At 43.9% G+C, this 15043-nt stretch carries 16 protein-coding genes; all 16 read left to right on the top strand.

All coding sequences use genetic code 11. The annotated features are described in order from the left end of the window. Positions 1 to 23: 23 nt before the first annotated feature. The 16 genes from uxaC to AC2EXB_RS18100 all read left to right on the top strand — a co-directional run bounded on the left by uxaC (position 24) and on the right by AC2EXB_RS18100 (position 15021). A complete protein-coding gene (gene uxaC / locus AC2EXB_RS18175; protein WP_483602649.1) occupies positions 24 to 1427 on the top strand; it encodes a glucuronate isomerase in 1404 nt (467 codons plus the stop codon). Positions 1428 to 1445: 18 nt separating this feature from the next. Continuing rightward, entirely contained in the window at positions 1446 to 2516 is a 1071-nt protein-coding gene (uxuA, locus tag AC2EXB_RS18170; RefSeq protein ID WP_483602647.1) for a mannonate dehydratase, read from the top strand. A 137-nt stretch (positions 2517 to 2653) separates the two neighbouring features. Then, positions 2654 to 4081 carry an FAD-binding oxidoreductase gene (locus tag AC2EXB_RS18165; protein WP_483602645.1) on the top strand — a complete coding sequence of 476 codons (1428 nt, stop codon included), beginning with the start codon at positions 2654 to 2656 and terminating at the stop codon, positions 4079 to 4081. After that, positions 4078 to 4632 carry an MFS transporter gene (locus AC2EXB_RS18160; RefSeq protein ID WP_235197604.1) on the top strand — a complete coding sequence of 185 codons (555 nt, stop codon included), beginning with the start codon at positions 4078 to 4080 and terminating at the stop codon, positions 4630 to 4632. The genes AC2EXB_RS18165 and AC2EXB_RS18160 overlap by 4 nt, the downstream gene beginning before the upstream one ends. Before the next feature lie 139 nt (positions 4633 to 4771). Next, on the top strand, positions 4772 to 5101 hold the full coding sequence (locus AC2EXB_RS18155) for a PadR family transcriptional regulator (protein ID WP_483602643.1): 330 nt from the start codon (positions 4772 to 4774) through the stop codon (positions 5099 to 5101). Then, positions 5098 to 6282 carry a DUF2812 domain-containing protein gene (locus AC2EXB_RS18150; protein ID WP_483602642.1) on the top strand — a complete coding sequence of 395 codons (1185 nt, stop codon included), beginning with the start codon at positions 5098 to 5100 and terminating at the stop codon, positions 6280 to 6282. Before AC2EXB_RS18155 ends, AC2EXB_RS18150 begins: the two co-directional genes overlap by 4 nt. A gap of 81 nt (positions 6283 to 6363) precedes the next feature. Continuing rightward, entirely contained in the window at positions 6364 to 6987 is a 624-nt protein-coding gene (locus AC2EXB_RS18145; RefSeq protein ID WP_483602641.1) for an anthranilate synthase component II, read from the top strand. Next, on the top strand, positions 6965 to 8698 hold the full coding sequence (pabB, locus tag AC2EXB_RS18140; RefSeq protein ID WP_483602640.1) for an aminodeoxychorismate synthase component I: 1734 nt from the start codon (positions 6965 to 6967) through the stop codon (positions 8696 to 8698). The genes AC2EXB_RS18145 and pabB overlap by 23 nt, the downstream gene beginning before the upstream one ends. 141 nt (positions 8699 to 8839) lie before the next feature. After that, positions 8840 to 9865 (top strand): LytTR family transcriptional regulator DNA-binding domain-containing protein, encoded by a 1026-nt coding sequence (locus AC2EXB_RS18135; RefSeq protein WP_483602639.1) that lies wholly within the window; start codon positions 8840 to 8842, stop codon positions 9863 to 9865. Between the two features lie 119 nt (positions 9866 to 9984). Continuing rightward, on the top strand, positions 9985 to 10833 hold the full coding sequence (locus tag AC2EXB_RS18130) for an ABC transporter ATP-binding protein (protein WP_483602638.1): 849 nt from the start codon (positions 9985 to 9987) through the stop codon (positions 10831 to 10833). Continuing rightward, complete coding sequence (locus AC2EXB_RS18125) at positions 10830 to 11537, top strand: ABC transporter permease (protein WP_483602637.1); 708 nt, start codon at positions 10830 to 10832, stop codon at positions 11535 to 11537. The genes AC2EXB_RS18130 and AC2EXB_RS18125 overlap by 4 nt, the downstream gene beginning before the upstream one ends. Before the next feature lie 293 nt (positions 11538 to 11830). Beyond that, complete coding sequence (locus tag AC2EXB_RS18120) at positions 11831 to 12028, top strand: hypothetical protein (protein WP_483602636.1); 198 nt, start codon at positions 11831 to 11833, stop codon at positions 12026 to 12028. Positions 12029 to 12068: 40 nt separating this feature from the next. After that, on the top strand, positions 12069 to 12485 hold the full coding sequence (locus AC2EXB_RS18115) for a hypothetical protein (RefSeq protein WP_483602635.1): 417 nt from the start codon (positions 12069 to 12071) through the stop codon (positions 12483 to 12485). A gap of 34 nt (positions 12486 to 12519) precedes the next feature. Continuing rightward, a complete protein-coding gene (locus AC2EXB_RS18110) occupies positions 12520 to 12795 on the top strand; it encodes a GNAT family N-acetyltransferase (protein ID WP_483602634.1) in 276 nt (91 codons plus the stop codon). 348 nt (positions 12796 to 13143) lie between these two features. Continuing rightward, positions 13144 to 14214 (top strand): protease-associated domain-containing protein, encoded by a 1071-nt coding sequence (locus AC2EXB_RS18105; RefSeq protein WP_483602633.1) that lies wholly within the window; start codon positions 13144 to 13146, stop codon positions 14212 to 14214. A 102-nt stretch (positions 14215 to 14316) separates the two neighbouring features. Then, the gene (locus AC2EXB_RS18100) at positions 14317 to 15021 is read left to right on the top strand and encodes an aspartate/glutamate racemase family protein (protein ID WP_483602632.1); all 705 of its coding nucleotides are present in this window, start codon (positions 14317 to 14319) and stop codon (positions 15019 to 15021) included. Positions 15022 to 15043: the final 22 nt, after the last annotated feature.

Raw genomic sequence — 15043 nt, 5'->3', positions numbered from 1 at the left:
TTATTCGCCAGAGGAGGATTTGTATGAAAGCATTCATGGATGAAGATTTCCTACTGGAATCCGAAACGGCTAAAACTTTGTATCACGAATTTGCAAAAGACATGCCAATTTTTGATTACCATTGCCATCTGACGGCTAAGGAAATTGCAGAAAATAAAACATTCGCCAATTTAGCGGAGATTTGGCTGGACGGAGACCATTATAAATGGCGCGCATTGCGCAGCAATGGCGTGCCGGAAGAATGGGTGACCGGGAAGGCAGACGACCGGGAGAAGTTTCAAAAATGGGCAGAAACCGTTCCTTTTACATTAGGAAACCCGCTTTACCATTGGACGCATTTGGAATTGAAGCGGTATTTCGGCATTGCTAAACCGCTCAGTCCAAAAACAGCCGATGAAATTTGGGAAACGTGCAATGCATTGCTTCAAACAGAGGAGTTTACGGCGCAGCAGCTGATCAAGCGATCGAATGTCAAAGGCCTGTGTACGACAGATGATCCGTTGGACGACTTGGCGTATCATAAGGAAATTAAAGAAGATGAGTCGTTTGATGTCCATGTCTTGCCGACATTCCGGCCGGATGGTGCGTTGAATATCGAAAGCCCATCGTTCAAGGAATGGATTTCCAGAATGGAAGAAGTCACGGGCGTAACAGTCGAAAACTTCACCGGTTTGGTGGAAGGCTTGGAAGCACGAGTCCAGTATTTCCATGAATCAGGCTGTCGTCTGTCCGACCACGGATTGGATTCGAATTTCTATCTCGAAGCAAGTGATGAAGAACTAAATCGTATCTTTGCAAAAGCTTTGGCGCAGGAAACTTTAGAAAAAGATGAAATCGTCAAATACAAAACGGCTGTCATGAAAGCTCTAGGCAAAATGTATGCTCAGCATGGCTGGGCGATGCAATTGCATATCGGAGCCCTAAGAAGCAATAACCAAAGGAAATTGGAATCTGTCGGACCGAATACCGGATTTGATTCGATTCACGATTTTATCTATGCGGAAGATTTATCGAACTTGCTGAACGCATTGGATTACGAAGGGGTATTGCCGAAGACCATCATTTACAACCTCAATCCGCGGGACAATCATATGGTTGCATCCATGATCGGCAATTTCCAGGAAGAGATTCCAGGAAAAATCCAATTCGGTACGGCGTGGTGGTTCAATGATCAGCGCGACGGCATGGAAGAGCAGATCAAAGTGTTGGCCAATCATGGCTTGCTTGCCCGGTTTGTCGGTATGCTGACGGATTCGAGAAGCTTTTTGTCCTATACAAGACATGAATATTTCAGAAGAATTCTTTGCAATATTATCGGGAAATGGGTCGAAAACGGGGAATATCCTGCGGATTTCGACATTTTGGAGATTATCATAAAAGATATTTGCTACGGCAATATCGAAACGTATTTAGCAATAGAGTCCTAGGATGATTGGGTGATAGACATGCAAATAGTATTTAGATGGTTTGGAGAAAACGATGATCATATCCCGCTTTCAAATATTAAGCAGATACCAGGCGTGACAGGCATCGTCTGGGCACTGCATGACCAAGCGGCGGGCGACAGATGGCCGCTGGATAAAATTCAAGCGATGAAAACAGAAGCTGACAATTATGGATTCAATATAGATGTAGTGGAAAGCGTGAATATCCATGAAGATATTAAGCTTGGGCTGCCTTCGCGGGAGCAGTATATTGAAAATTACAAAGCGACGATCAGAGACTTGGCCACAGTAGGAGTCAAAGTGATCTGCTATAATTTCATGCCGGTCTTTGATTGGATCCGCACGGATTTATTCGGGGAAGTGGGAGATGGCTCGACGGCTTTGTTCTATGAAAAAGCAAAAATCGATGCAATGCAGCCGGAAGAATTGGCGGCAAGCTTCCTTTCAAACGATGAATTTTCATTGCCGGGCTGGGAACCGGAACGCCTTGGTCAATTGGCGAATTTGTTTGAAGCATATAAAGATGTTTCAGAAGAAAAGCTGTGGGACAATCTTCAATATTTCCTCGAGCAGATTATTCCGGTAGCAGAAGAGAACGGCATCCAAATGGCTATTCATCCGGATGATCCGCCGTGGCCGATTTTCGGTTTGCCGAGAATCATCACTAATCAGGACAATATTAGACGGTTCCTAAGTCTAGTGGATAGCCCGTCGAACGGCTTGACGTTTTGCAGCGGCTCACTCGGCGCCAATCCCGAAAATGATTTGATCAGCATCGTTAAAGAATTTGGCGAACGAATTCCTTTCGCGCATATCCGCAACTTGAAGCATTTCGACAACGGAGATTTTATCGAATCCTCCCATAAAGCGAGCGACGGGTCTGTAGACATTGTAGGCATTGTCAAAGCCTTTCATGAAATTGGATTTACCGGCTATACAAGACCCGACCATGGCCGCCACATTTGGGGCGAAATCTGCCGTCCAGGATACGGTTTATACGACCGGGCGCTTGGCGTCATGTATTTATGGGGAATTTGGGATAGCCTGACTCAAAGCAGGAAAGTGAACTAAAACCGATTTAGCCGAAACCACTAAGGGATTTCCCCTTAGTGGTTTTCTTTTGGAAAAATATCCTATAACGCCATAAACTTCAGCCGCTTCGTGTAATATAAAGGGTAAGGATTTGTGAAGGAGTCGATTTTAACTTTATGAAACGCTATATCATGCTTATGGCATATGTTCTTATTTTTGCTGCATCGCTCCACTATTTTACAGACCAAGCAGCCGGTCCGACTGTAGAAGACCGCAGCCGTCTATTGCCGGTGAAAATGAAGGCAGTTAAAGCGGGCGACAGCCCTTCCGCTATCCAGCAGATTGTACGGGATGCGAATGCTGCAGGTGACGAGATTGCGATTGCCGGCATGCAGCATAGCCAAGGCGGCCATACGGAATACCCGGATGGAATTCTTTTGGATATGAAACCGTATAATGAAATTTTGGATTTTGATGCTGAAAAGAAAACCATCACGGTCCAGAGTGGAACTACGTGGGCGGATATTCAAGAACGGATCAATCCATACGGACTGGCCCTGAAAGTCAGCCAGTCGCAAAATATATTCACAGTCGGCGGATCCATCAGCGTGAATGCCCACGGCCTTGATATACGAAACCACGGCCTGATCGATACGATCGAATCCATGCGCCTGCTTGATGCCACAGGAACTATCCTGGAACTCAGTGCGGACCAAAACTCAGAACTTTTCAAAGCGGCCGTCGGTGGCTACGGTTTAATGGGTGTAATTTTGGACGTGACGTTAAAACTGACGGACGATGCCCTTTACCAAATCGAGTCGGAGCAGCTTCGTTACGACGAGTATAGTGATTACTTCAAAGAAAAAATTAAAAATGACCAAGTGAAAATGCACTTGGCCCGCATCTCCATTTCCCCGGAATCTTTTCTGGAAGAAATGTATGTGATGAATTACAGCGAAGTGGCACAGCAGGACCTTTTAACAGAGTCTCAGAAACTGAAAGAAGAAACACTGATTGCTGTGCCGAAATTCTTTTTAGGTCTCGCCCGGTTGAATGATGAAGGGAAAGAGGCCTTCTGGAAAACCCAGAAAACGTATGCCGAGTCGGTTGATAGGAAAAAGATTTCACGGAATAACGTCATGCGCTCGGATTCCGAGTTTATGGAGTACAGCCATCCGAAAAACACCGAAGTGCTGCAAGAATATTTTGTCCCCGTGGACAATTTTGAAGCGTATATCGATGATTTAAGAAAAACCTTAGCCGAGGAAGAGTCGTTTAATCTATTGAACATCACGATACGGTATGTCGAAGAAAATGAGAAAGCTGTGCTGTCCTATGCAAAAGAAGATATGTTTTCCCTTGTCCTCTTGATCAATCAAGGAACAGATAGCCAAAGCATAGAAGATACCGGAAGAGTCATCCGCAATATGATTGACGTCACACTCGATCACGGGGGAAGCTACTACTTGCCGTATTATGGTTATCCGACAAAAGAACAAATGGCGGAAGCCTATCCAAGAACAAAAGAATTTTTTGAGCTGAAAAGAAAATACGATCCAAAAGAGCGATTTATGAACCTTTTCTATGAGGAGTACAAGCAATGAACTACAAACGATTTATCGTCTATCAAGGCGCAATTGGCATGGCTTCAACTATGATTTTTCCATTCTATATTTTATTGATCAATAATGTCGGCAATTCGTATTCCCAGTTTGGCTGGGCGTATGGACTTTTTGCATTGACTGCTGCTATTTGCTATCCGTTTATCGGCAAACTGGCAGACAAAGTGGGTGATAAATGGCTGCTTGGCGTTTATTCGTGGGGGATGGCGCTGACGCTCTTATTCTTTCCGCTGGCCAATGAAATCTGGCACGTTTATATTCTACAAGTGATTATGGGCGTCTTCGGGGCAGTGCAAAGAAATTCAGAGAAAACGGTGCTCGCGCGGCATGTCATCAAAGAAACGGCAGGAAAAGAAATTGGCAAATACCATATCTGGACCTCCATTGCGGCAGCTGCGGCTGTCATCGGAACCGGTTACCTTGTCGACTTTTTCACCATCTCCAGCATTTTTTATATCGCTTCCGCTGTTTTTGCCTGGAGCGGATTTATTGTCATGAAAAAAGAAAAACAATTCTCCGGTTTACCCGAATAAGCGGTTCTGGACGAATTTCTTTAGATAAGAGGAGCCGATTGCCAAGAGCAGTCGGCCTTTTTAATTAAATTTGATTGCCTTACTATGTCACGTCGTGATATAGTCGTGGTGTGACATAGTAAAAGGAGAAGGAATTTCAATGAATGCAGATAAAGTGATGAAAAAATACATTCCGATGACAGAAACGGCTTACTACATCTTGCTGTCGTTGACAGAGCCGCGGCATGGCTACGGCATTGTAAAGCATGTTGAAGAGATTTCAGGCAGCAGGCTGCGCCTAGGGTCAGGGACTGTCTACGGCACATTGACGAAAATGCAGAAAGATGGTGTCATCACAGTGTTTGCCGATGAAGAAAGAAAGACCCTATATGAAATTACGGATCTTGGCAAACAATTGATCCTTGCGGAAATTGGCAGGCTGAAGGAACTTCATCAGAATGCAGTGAAATACGAGGGGGATTTTTTATGAAAAAAGCAATGAAGCCATTTTGGAGCTATGACGTTGAACAAACAGAGAATTGGCTGAAAGGTATGGCTAGGCAAGGATACATGCTGAAGAAATTAAATAGAACATCACGGACTTTCTATTTTGAGCAAGCTACGCCGCAGAATCTTTCATACCGAATCAGCTTTGATCGAAATCAGGGACCGGTACTGGCATCCAGTTTGATGGAAAACGGCTGGGAAATTGCTGCAGCGAGCGGCAAATGGCAAATCCTTAAAAACAGCTATTCCGAAAAAGACATCAAGACAGCGCCAGTCCGCCAAGGCATCATCACCCACAACCGGAATGTTTCCTTCGTTTTCTTCGGCCTTCTTTTTTATCTGCTCGGTGTGCTGCTCGCGAATGTGTCGACGCTTGCTTCTTCCTGGTTCCAAGACGGAACAATCTCAGTGGAACCAAGTCCGTTATGGGCCATTACCTATCTTTTCCTGGCTTTAACGTTTGGAGCAATTGGTTTGGCAAGCTACTCAATTGTTAAAATTAAAAAATCCAATCAGGCGATGCTGCAAGAAAAAGCGGCTGCAGCAGCTGAAAAACAGAAAAATCATCAGCCAACACCTAAAATTCCGCAGCCCTCTGGTGATTTTGTGAAAAAGGTCAAGCTTGGCTGGATGTATGCTCCTGACCGCTTGGAAAGCTGGCTCGAAAAAATGGAGCAGCAAGGCTATCAGCTGCATCACGTCGGGACGATCGGGACGGTATTTTACTTTGTGAAAGGTGAACCCCGATGCATGAGCTATCACGCTGAATACATGAGCACGGTTGAAAGCAGTTATTTCTCGATATACGAAGACGCGGGATGGCTGAAAATTTTTGAATCCGGGTCAGCTATGGAAAAATGGGTGATTTGGAGCCGGGAATATAGAGAAGGCGAAGAAAAGCCGCGTATTTATACGGAAGGAAGCAGCCATTTAAAACGTGCGCGCCGGATGGCCAGCCTCTATACAATTCTGTTTTTGCCAATGCTTTTCATTTATGCGTTGAATGCCAATAGGGAATTTCAAGAGTTTATGCATGAAGGCACTACGCTTTCTTTATTCGGCGTGCTGCCGGCAATTGCCTTTGTCTTATTCCTTAGCTTTATTTATCGAATGTGGGCGTATTATATCCGATTGAGAAAACATTACTCCGTTCTGAACAGTTAAAGGGCAAGCTGTAAAACTCGCTCTCATCCTTGAAATGCCCGTATAATGGAGCTATCAACGATTCTTGGAAAGAGGTAAGCCATGATAATTGTCATCGATAACCATGACTCCTTTACGTATAACCTGGTCCATTACCTGGAACAATTCGATCCCGAGCTTTTGGTTTTTCAAAATGAACAAGTGACGGCAAATGAAATAAAAAAACTAGTGCCTGATTTGATCGTGCTGTCTCCAGGACCAGGGCGTCCAAAACAAACTGGAGCAACAGGCGAGATCCTATCGGGACTAAGTATGGAAGTTCCCATACTTGGCGTATGCCTTGGCCATCAAACCATCATCGAATATTTCGGGGGAAAGGTCGTAAAAGGGCAGCAGCCCATGCACGGGAAATCTTCCCTTATCAACCATAACGAAACGGGAGTGTTCGAGGGGATTGCTTCGCCGACAAACGTAGCACGTTACCACTCGCTGGTGGCTGATGCAGCGGCCTTGCCGGACTGCTTGGAAGTTACAGCTAAGACAGAAGACGGCGTTGTAATGGGGGTGCGCCATCGTTCGTTGCCGGTTACGGGCATCCAGTTCCATCCGGAATCCGTGAAGACTTTGGAAGGGTTTCAAATGCTGGAAAATTGCTATGAACAGGCAGTTGCTTGGAAAAAAGAACGACAGGGAGAATCATCGAATGAATCCATATTTGCTGTATGAATTTTGCAATAGCGAGGGAAAGATAGAACCGAAAGCTTTCAAAGAACCGGTAGAAGTTTTGCAGACGGAACGTTTGGAAGACATCCCTGCAATCATGGAAGCGATAGAAGCAGCTATCGACAAGGGATTTTATGTGGCGGGCTATTTGTCTTACGAAGCAGCACCTGCATTCAATCCAGCGATGAAAGTAAAAGGTTCAACCGAAATGCCTCTTGTCTGGTTTGGAATTTTCGATCAGGTCCATATCCAAGACGAAAGGTTCCCGGAAAAACCGTATCAAGTATCCGAATGGAGAATGGCGAGTTCGAAAAGCCTTTATAAAGAAGGCATTAGCCGGATTAAAACGGCTATTGAAGAAGGGCATACGTACCAAGTGAACTACACCGAACGGCTGCATGCCGATTTTACTGGCAGCGACCGTTCTTTTTATCGTCAATTGGCCCGCAACCAGCAGGCGGATTACGGCGCTTATTTGGACTTAGGAAAGCATCGGATCCTGTCAGCATCGCCCGAACTGTTCTTCCGTATAAAAGACGGAACAATCGAGGCAAAGCCCATGAAAGGAACGGCTAAAAGAGGACGTACACTAGCAGAAGACAAAGTGAAATCCGAGGAATTGCTGGCTTCCGAAAAAGAGCAGGCTGAAAATTTGATGATTGTTGATTTGCTGCGAAATGATATGAGCCGTTTGGCGAAAAAAGGGACCGTCCACGTGTCGGACCTGTATAAAGTGGAAACATACCCTACGGTTCACCAGCTAACTTCGACGGTTAAAGCGGAACTGCAGGATGCATTGACAGTTCTTGATTGGTTCAAAGCCTTATTTCCTTGCGGATCGATAACAGGCGCACCAAAAGTCAGTACGATGGAATACATTGCAGCGCTCGAACAAACTTCCCGTGATGTGTATTGCGGGGCTATCGGGTTTATCTCACCCGAAAAAGAGGCAATATTCAATGTGCCGATCCGGACCGTTGTCATCGACACCGAAAAACAGACCGCCCGCTACGGTGTAGGCGGCGGAATTACATGGGATTCGACTTCTGAAGGCGAATATCAGGAATTGGTTGCAAAAGCGGAAGTGCTGACAGAGAGACGCCCTGAGTTTCAACTGCTCGAGTCGTTGAAATTGGAGGACGGCAAATATCCTTTGATCGACTACCATATGGAACGAATGAAAAATTCAGCTGCGTATTTTTATTTCCCGGGAAATGAAAGGGAAATTCGCAAGCAGTTGAAAGAATGTGCGAAAACACATTCGAAAGGTGTTTATAAAGTGCGCTTATTGCTCAGCAAAACCGGGGAAATAGCAGTAGAAGCGCAGAAAATCACGCCGATAAAAGAGCCAGTCCTCTGTAAATTGGCCGTCGAACCTGTAAATAGCCAAAATCCTTTTCTTTTTCATAAGACGACGCATCGGCAAGTATATAAACAGCATGAATCTGAAGTGGAAGGCGTATTTTCAGTCCTTTTATGGAATGAACACGAACAACTGACGGAGTTTGCCATTGGCAATCTTGTTGTAGAGATGAACGGCTGCCTGTATACGCCACCGGTAGAAAATGGCTTATTGGCAGGGACGTATCGGCAATTTCTTCTCGATACTGGAAAAATTGTAGAAAAAGAGATTCACAAAAACGATTTGGAAGATTGTGAAGCAGTTTGGTTTATAAATGGCGTGCGTGGATGGCTCAAAGTGAAAATTATTTAATAATCGACCAAAAAAAGCTGCAGAAGTAAAATTCTGCAGCTTTTTTATTGTTGCAGTGAATCGAATAGCCGATTCTTCAGTTGGGCAAATTTGTTATAATTTTATTATTGAGAAAATACAAGCAAGAGAAGAGGGCATCACATGACACTGGCATTTATTGATGCAGAAAAGCATAAAAACGATGCATTGGTTTTTCCTGCGTTCAATCTATCCTTAATTGCAGGAGAAGTTTTGGCAATTTATTCGAATGTGAACATTCGATCGCAGCTGATGGACCTGCTTTTAGGGAGAAGTTCTTTATCGCAAGGCGAAATTCAGCTAGCGGGACAGGCATTAGCCCAAAAATCAGTGAAAATGGGCTTTTTATTCTTGAACGATGGCGTATACAAAAGACTCACGGTTTTAGAAGCACTGCGCTTTTACAAAAACCTTCATAATTCTCCTGGTAAAGTGGACGATATCCTTCGAAAAGTCCAATTAGAGCTAAAGAAAAATACCAAGCTTGAAAAATTAACGCCCTCCGAAAAACGGCGAATCCAATTGGCAGCCCTGTATATCCAAAACCCTGACGTATGGGTGATGGAAGAGCCGGACCAAAACCTGGACATGGAATCGAAGCGGATTTTCCTTTCGCTATTAACTGAACTCCGAGCAGTCGGCAAGACCGTTTTCATCTTGTCTGGAAATCTGGAAAACGCCGTAATCGCAGCAGACCGTGTGTATCGGCTTGATGAAAATGGACTTTATCAAATTCAGACCTTAGAGGAAGAACCGGAAGTTGAAGAAAAAGTTGAAGAATCGGCGGCCGCAGAAAGCATCCAGCCCATTCGCTTTGAAAAAATACCGACCAAAGTGAACGAAAAGATTGTCCTATTTGATCCGCCGGAAATCGATTACATCGAGAGTTCCGAAGGCCAGTCTTTTTTATACATTAAAGGCGAAGCCTTCCCGAGCTATTTTACGTTGAGTGAACTTGAACAGCGATTATTGCCTTATGGATTTTTCCGCTGCCATCGTTCCTATATCGTTAACCTTCAAAAGGTGCGGGAAGTCATCACTTGGACGCGAAACAGCTATAGCCTTGTTCTTGAGGATGCAAAAAAGTCATCGATTCCGTTGTCAAAAAGCAAAATGGCGGAGTTAAAGGGAATATTGGGCATGAAATAAGCTCCATTCACCCCAGAAATGGCTCCTTTCACCTGAAATATGATGTTTCCCCTGTCTTTTCCCGTTAATCTGTAATTAGCAACAGGCAGAAGCCGAAACAGATTCAGGAGGAATGACAAATGGAAAATATCATTGAAGTGAACGCGATGGCAAAAATCTTCGCCAACCAGCCAGCAATTGAGGATTTGAGTTTTACGGTAAAACGTGGAGAGATTTTTGGTTTCCTCGGACCAAGCGGATCTGGAAAGACCACAACGATTAAAATTCTTACCGGACAATTGGAGCCGACTGTAGGAAGCGCGACTGTCTTCGGCGAATCCATTTCTAAATTGAAGAAGCCCGAATATCGCCAACGCTTTGGTGTGCTTACCGATAACAGCGGCTTGTATAAAAGAATGACCGTTTATGAAAACCTGAAGTTATATTGTGAGCTGTATGGCATGCCCCTCAGCAAGATCGATGAGGTGCTGGAATCGGTCAATCTGCAGGAAGACCGGAAGAAAAAGGTTTCTGCCTTATCGAAAGGCATGACGCAACGTGTGCTTTTGGCACGTACCTTGCTCCATGCACCGGAGCTGCTGTTTTTGGACGAACCGACGTCGGCGCTTGACCCGGTCAATACCCGCCATATTTACAAAGGGCTTCGTGCACTGAATGAAAAAGGGACGACGATTTTCCTGACCACGCATGATATGGAAGAAGCGGATACTTTATGCGACAGGGTGGCTTTCCTGAACAAAGGGAAAATCCAGTTGATGGATACACCGGATCAACTGAAGAAGCGCTATGCAGACGGCACGATGACAGTCGAATTGAAAAACGAAGAAAAAGTGGTGCTGTCTACAGGCACTGAAGATGCACAGGTGCTATATGAGTTCATGAAAAACGGACAAGTAGCAACCATCCATTCCAACGAACCGACACTCGGCGATATTTTTGTAAAAGCGACAGGGAGGGTATTAGCATGAACGAATCAATCAAACGGGTAAATGCAATTTTCCAAAAGGATTTTAAAGATTTTTCACGGAATTTAGCGGTTTCGGTCGTCCTCTTTATGCCATTATTTGTAGCGGCACTTTATGGGCGCATGGGCGTCGATACGCTTGATGCGCATTATATGATCATTAACTTGACGTTTGCCATGGTCGCGACTTTTGTCCAGTGCTGCCTGATTGCAGAAGAAAAAGAACAGAATACGCTTCGCGGTTTGATGCTTTCACCGGCCAGTACGTTCGAGATTCTGAGCGGCAAAAGTTTGCTAACGTTTGTATTGACCATTTTGGTTATAGTAGCCGGCGCCTTATTGTCCGAATATCAGCCAGCGAACCTGCTGATTGTGTCACTTGCGATTGTCTTGTCTTCGTTTTTCTATATTGCGCTTGGGACGCTGCTCGGCTTATGGGCCAAATCTGTTATGGAAGCCTCCGTCATTATCTTGCCGGTTCTTGGGATTTTCTCGTTCGGTTCATTCTTGTTGCCTTTAGCAGAAAAGTATCCTGTTTTAAAAGTGGTGGAATACCTTCCGAGCGTGCAGCTTATTGAAATTGCATCGAAAGTGGAAAACGGCGCCGGTTTTAGTGAAACGGCTATGCAATTTGGCATCATTTTCATCTGGACGATAGCTGCAGGCGCGCTAACTGCATTGATTTACAAAAAAAGAATGGTGGATTAAAAAGGTTTAAGTGAAATACATAAGAGGAAATGATAAACTAAAGGCCCCTTAACATCAAAAAAGTAATATTTAGGAAATTAAAGTATAATTTGCTGGGACTAACGGCTTTACAAACTCTAAATTTTGTATTAGTCTGAAAGCAGCTAAAAAACATCAAGTTGTTGAGGATAAACAATTGGATAAAAGGGCAGGATGGAACAGACAATAGTGCTGTAAACAACGCCGCAAAGAATTACGTCAAATTCTTTTCGGTGTTTTTTTGCGTCTTTTATTAACTAAAAGGGGCTATGCGTATGACTTATTTCATTGATCATCGAAAAAAAAGTATCCATCTCCAGAAGTTTGCCGGTGACCGTTGCGGATTTGTCGGAACCCCAGCTGCATTGAGAGAATTTACGGATTGTGTCAATTACATCAATCAGTTGATCCAAGCGAAGCGGTACAAAAAATGCTGTTATTGTGAAACGTTTCATACGAGCTTAGAAGATTAAATAAATGAATGGAGAAAAGAATCAATAGGAGCTGATGGAAATGGATCGGTTAGAGCAAATGGGCGAAAAAGTTGGAATGGTTATGAATGCAGAGATTGAATGGTTGGGCGAAGAATGCACAGTCAAAAAACAGCGGACATTAGAAATACGGGCAAGTAAGTCTTGTTTTTATTGCACATTGGACCTGGATATTTCTTTCCGCCATTTGAGAGATGACGGTTCTGCTTTCAACAAAGCGGAGATTTATCTCTTGCCAGAAGAATACCCGGCTTTTTTAAATCGATTAAGAAAGCATCAGAATCCGTTGCCGACGAATTATCGGCAGAGACTGGTTTCAAACCCGAATATTGTGTGCGTTTATATGGAATCGAAAGAGCCCCCTGAATTTTTTGCAGAGCGGCTGGCGGCAGCTTTGGAAATTATCGATCAATTGGACGGACGAGTTTACATGAATTGACCACCAACAAGATCTACGAATCGAGGATGTGCTTATGTTAGTCAGATACAAGAAATCATGTGAAAAGATTGCGATGGGTTTACTGTCGTTCATGCCTCAGGAGAAAAATTTAACTAACTTACGCCACTCCATGCTTCGCTATGAAAAAAACCCGTCATGGCAATTGTATTTACTGAAAGTAAACGAAAGTTATGTCGGGCTGATCGGGATTGAAGTCGAAGAAGATTATTTTACTGTCCACCACGTCTCGGTTCTGCCTTCGCATAGAGGAGAAGGATACGGTCTAATGATGGTGGATAAACTTCAGTAAATGATGTTGAAAAAAGAAATGAAAACCACTGAAGAAACAGATGAATTTCTTGCTAAATGCAGAAGTAAAATAGCGCATAGCGGAATTACTGGACTTGCACATACTGGATTAAACCATTCATATAAGTAAACGAAAAGACGGGTGGCAGATTGGGCCATCCGTCTTTTTATCATTTACCAGTTTATAAAATCTAAATATTCTAAATTTTATTGTATTTTAGTAAAATTCCATTTATACTTAAAAAAATTCCATACCGAAATAACCTTTCAAAATATTTACAAAAAAACTGCATGTTTAATGAAGTGTCTGATTTTGCTGGAGACGGCTTACAAGGAAAGGGGAATGACCATGGAGCGGATTGAAAGAGAGCTACTGGAAGCAATTTCTGAAAATCAACTGCAATCATTTAAGAACCAGTTTATCAAAGAAACGAGTTTTCCTGTTGCAAAAAAGGAGCTTCGCAGTTTCCAATATGCCAAAGAAGTGCTTGAAATTCTAGGCGTAGAAGCGAAATTGAGTTTCCATGATAGCTTTATCAGTTTAGCAATCCACGCCCGTTTATCCTTTCATGGCGAAGAATTTCTTTGTTCGGCACATTCGATGTCAACTTCTACGGGGGAAATCGGATTAAACGGTAAGCTTCGCTACGTTACATGCTGGCAAGAAAACATTGCACCTTCAAAAGAGATTTTCGTAATTGAAGGAATGGTATCTCCAGAAATTGTCAAGATGGCTGAAAAGGCAGGAGCCAAAGCAATTGTTTTCATTGAAGGCGAATCGGTTCGGGAAGCCTTATCTCTAAAAAGCGAAAAGGCTAAAGTCGACTTTGCCCAAAAATACTTTGCAAGCATCCCTGTTCTGGCTATGAGCGAGAAAGAAGGAGAGAAATTGAAGAACAGCTGGTCTGCAGCTCCAGAAGAAGCGTGCTGTTGGCTAATGACCGAAGTTGAAACGGGCTGGCGGGAAATTCCAACGCTGACAGCCGGAATCAGGAGCCAAGCTTCCCAGGACTTTATCCAAGTCAGCAGCACCATCGATTCTGCAGAAAGTGCTGGAACTAATGCTGTACTATTAGAAATGGCACGTGTTTTGTCATTACAGAACCTCTTCTTGGATAAATCGGTCCGTCTGCTCTTTTTATCCAAGCACTATCAGGCTTCATGGGAAGAGCAGCAAAGTGAATGCCTGTTGCATCTTCATTTGGATGCCGGACATCACGAAGGCTTCGAGCTGAGAAAAGGGGGCCTCCCTGCAACTGTGAGGGCTTCGATTCAAGCAGACCGAAGTAACCGAAAAACGGAAGCGGAAGATTTAAGAGCAGATTGTCTGCAATATATGGCCATCCTTTTCGAAGCTTGTACAAGTCAACCACCGTTTGCGATAGAAACGGACGAAGAAGGATTTAAACAAGCGAAATAATAGGGAGAGGAAGAATTTTATCATTCTTCCTCTATTTTATTGCAGCCAAACGGGTATACACCAAGAGAGTGGGTTCTAGCCGACAGGAGGAGGGGATTTGACATGAAGACTTTAGGATTGATCGGAGGCACTGGCCCCGAGTCGACCGTTGAATATTACCAGGCGATTATTTCGAAATTCCAGAAAAAATCCGGGGATTCGGAAAGTTTGCCTGAGTTTCTGATTAATAGCATCAATATGTATAAAATTTTCGAGCTGTTGGAAAATGGCAAAACGGATGAATTGATCGATTACTTAGTAGGGGCAGTGCATCAATTAGAAAAAGCAGGTGCCGACTTTGCTGTTCTCGCAGCAAATACGCCTCATATCGTTTTTGGCCAAGTTCAGGAGAAAGTGGGCATTCCGCTGATCAGCATTGTAGAAGAAACGGCAGAAAAGGTGCGTCAGCTTAATATTAAAAAAGTAGGGCTGCTTGGAACAAAGTTCACGATGGAGAATGACTTTTTCCTTCATCCTTTTGAAAAGAGCCTCATCGAAGTGCAGATGCCGAATGAAGAAGAGCAACAGTATCTCCATGAGAAAATCGTCAAGGAATTGGAGAAAGGCATTGTTAAGCCGGATACGAAAGAGCGGTTCCTGGACATTATCTCCAAGATGGAAAAGCGCAACGGGATTGAAGGGATTATTCTCGGCTGCACCGAATTGCCGATGATCATCAAGCCGGAAGATACAAAGATGCATCAGCTGAACACCACTGACATCCACGTGGACGCAATTGTTGCCGCCATTTTAGAAATGAACAAATAAAGAGGCCTGGAACTTTGAAAAA

The sequence above is a fragment of the Planococcus alkaliphilus genome, assembly GCF_057031095.1.
The sequence above is the reverse complement of the archived record's forward strand: the minus strand, read 5'-3'. Positions and strand labels throughout refer to the sequence as shown.

Bases quoted from the DNA above. Each gene is read 5' to 3' on its own strand.
- AC2EXB_RS18150 (WP_483602642.1), top strand. From the start codon at position 5,098: ATGAAAAAAGCAATGAAGCCATTTTGGAGCTATGACGTTGAACAAACA.
- AC2EXB_RS18125 (WP_483602637.1), top strand. From the start codon at position 10,830: ATGAACGAATCAATCAAACGGGTAAATGCAATTTTCCAAAAGGATTTT.
- AC2EXB_RS18145 (WP_483602641.1), top strand. From the start codon at position 6,364: ATGATAATTGTCATCGATAACCATGACTCCTTTACGTATAACCTGGTC.
- AC2EXB_RS18160 (WP_235197604.1), top strand. From the start codon at position 4,078: ATGAACTACAAACGATTTATCGTCTATCAAGGCGCAATTGGCATGGCT.
- pabB (WP_483602640.1), top strand. From the start codon at position 6,965: ATGAATCCATATTTGCTGTATGAATTTTGCAATAGCGAGGGAAAGATA.
- uxaC (WP_483602649.1), top strand. From the start codon at position 24: ATGAAAGCATTCATGGATGAAGATTTCCTACTGGAATCCGAAACGGCT.
- AC2EXB_RS18165 (WP_483602645.1), top strand. From the start codon at position 2,654: ATGAAACGCTATATCATGCTTATGGCATATGTTCTTATTTTTGCTGCA.
- AC2EXB_RS18100 (WP_483602632.1), top strand. From the start codon at position 14,317: ATGAAGACTTTAGGATTGATCGGAGGCACTGGCCCCGAGTCGACCGTT.
- AC2EXB_RS18130 (WP_483602638.1), top strand. From the start codon at position 9,985: ATGGAAAATATCATTGAAGTGAACGCGATGGCAAAAATCTTCGCCAAC.
- AC2EXB_RS18155 (WP_483602643.1), top strand. From the start codon at position 4,772: ATGAATGCAGATAAAGTGATGAAAAAATACATTCCGATGACAGAAACG.
- AC2EXB_RS18115 (WP_483602635.1), top strand. From the start codon at position 12,069: ATGGATCGGTTAGAGCAAATGGGCGAAAAAGTTGGAATGGTTATGAAT.
- AC2EXB_RS18135 (WP_483602639.1), top strand. From the start codon at position 8,840: ATGACACTGGCATTTATTGATGCAGAAAAGCATAAAAACGATGCATTG.
- AC2EXB_RS18110 (WP_483602634.1), top strand. From the start codon at position 12,520: ATGTTAGTCAGATACAAGAAATCATGTGAAAAGATTGCGATGGGTTTA.
- AC2EXB_RS18105 (WP_483602633.1), top strand. From the start codon at position 13,144: ATGGAGCGGATTGAAAGAGAGCTACTGGAAGCAATTTCTGAAAATCAA.
- AC2EXB_RS18120 (WP_483602636.1), top strand. From the start codon at position 11,831: ATGACTTATTTCATTGATCATCGAAAAAAAAGTATCCATCTCCAGAAG.
- uxuA (WP_483602647.1), top strand. From the start codon at position 1,446: ATGCAAATAGTATTTAGATGGTTTGGAGAAAACGATGATCATATCCCG.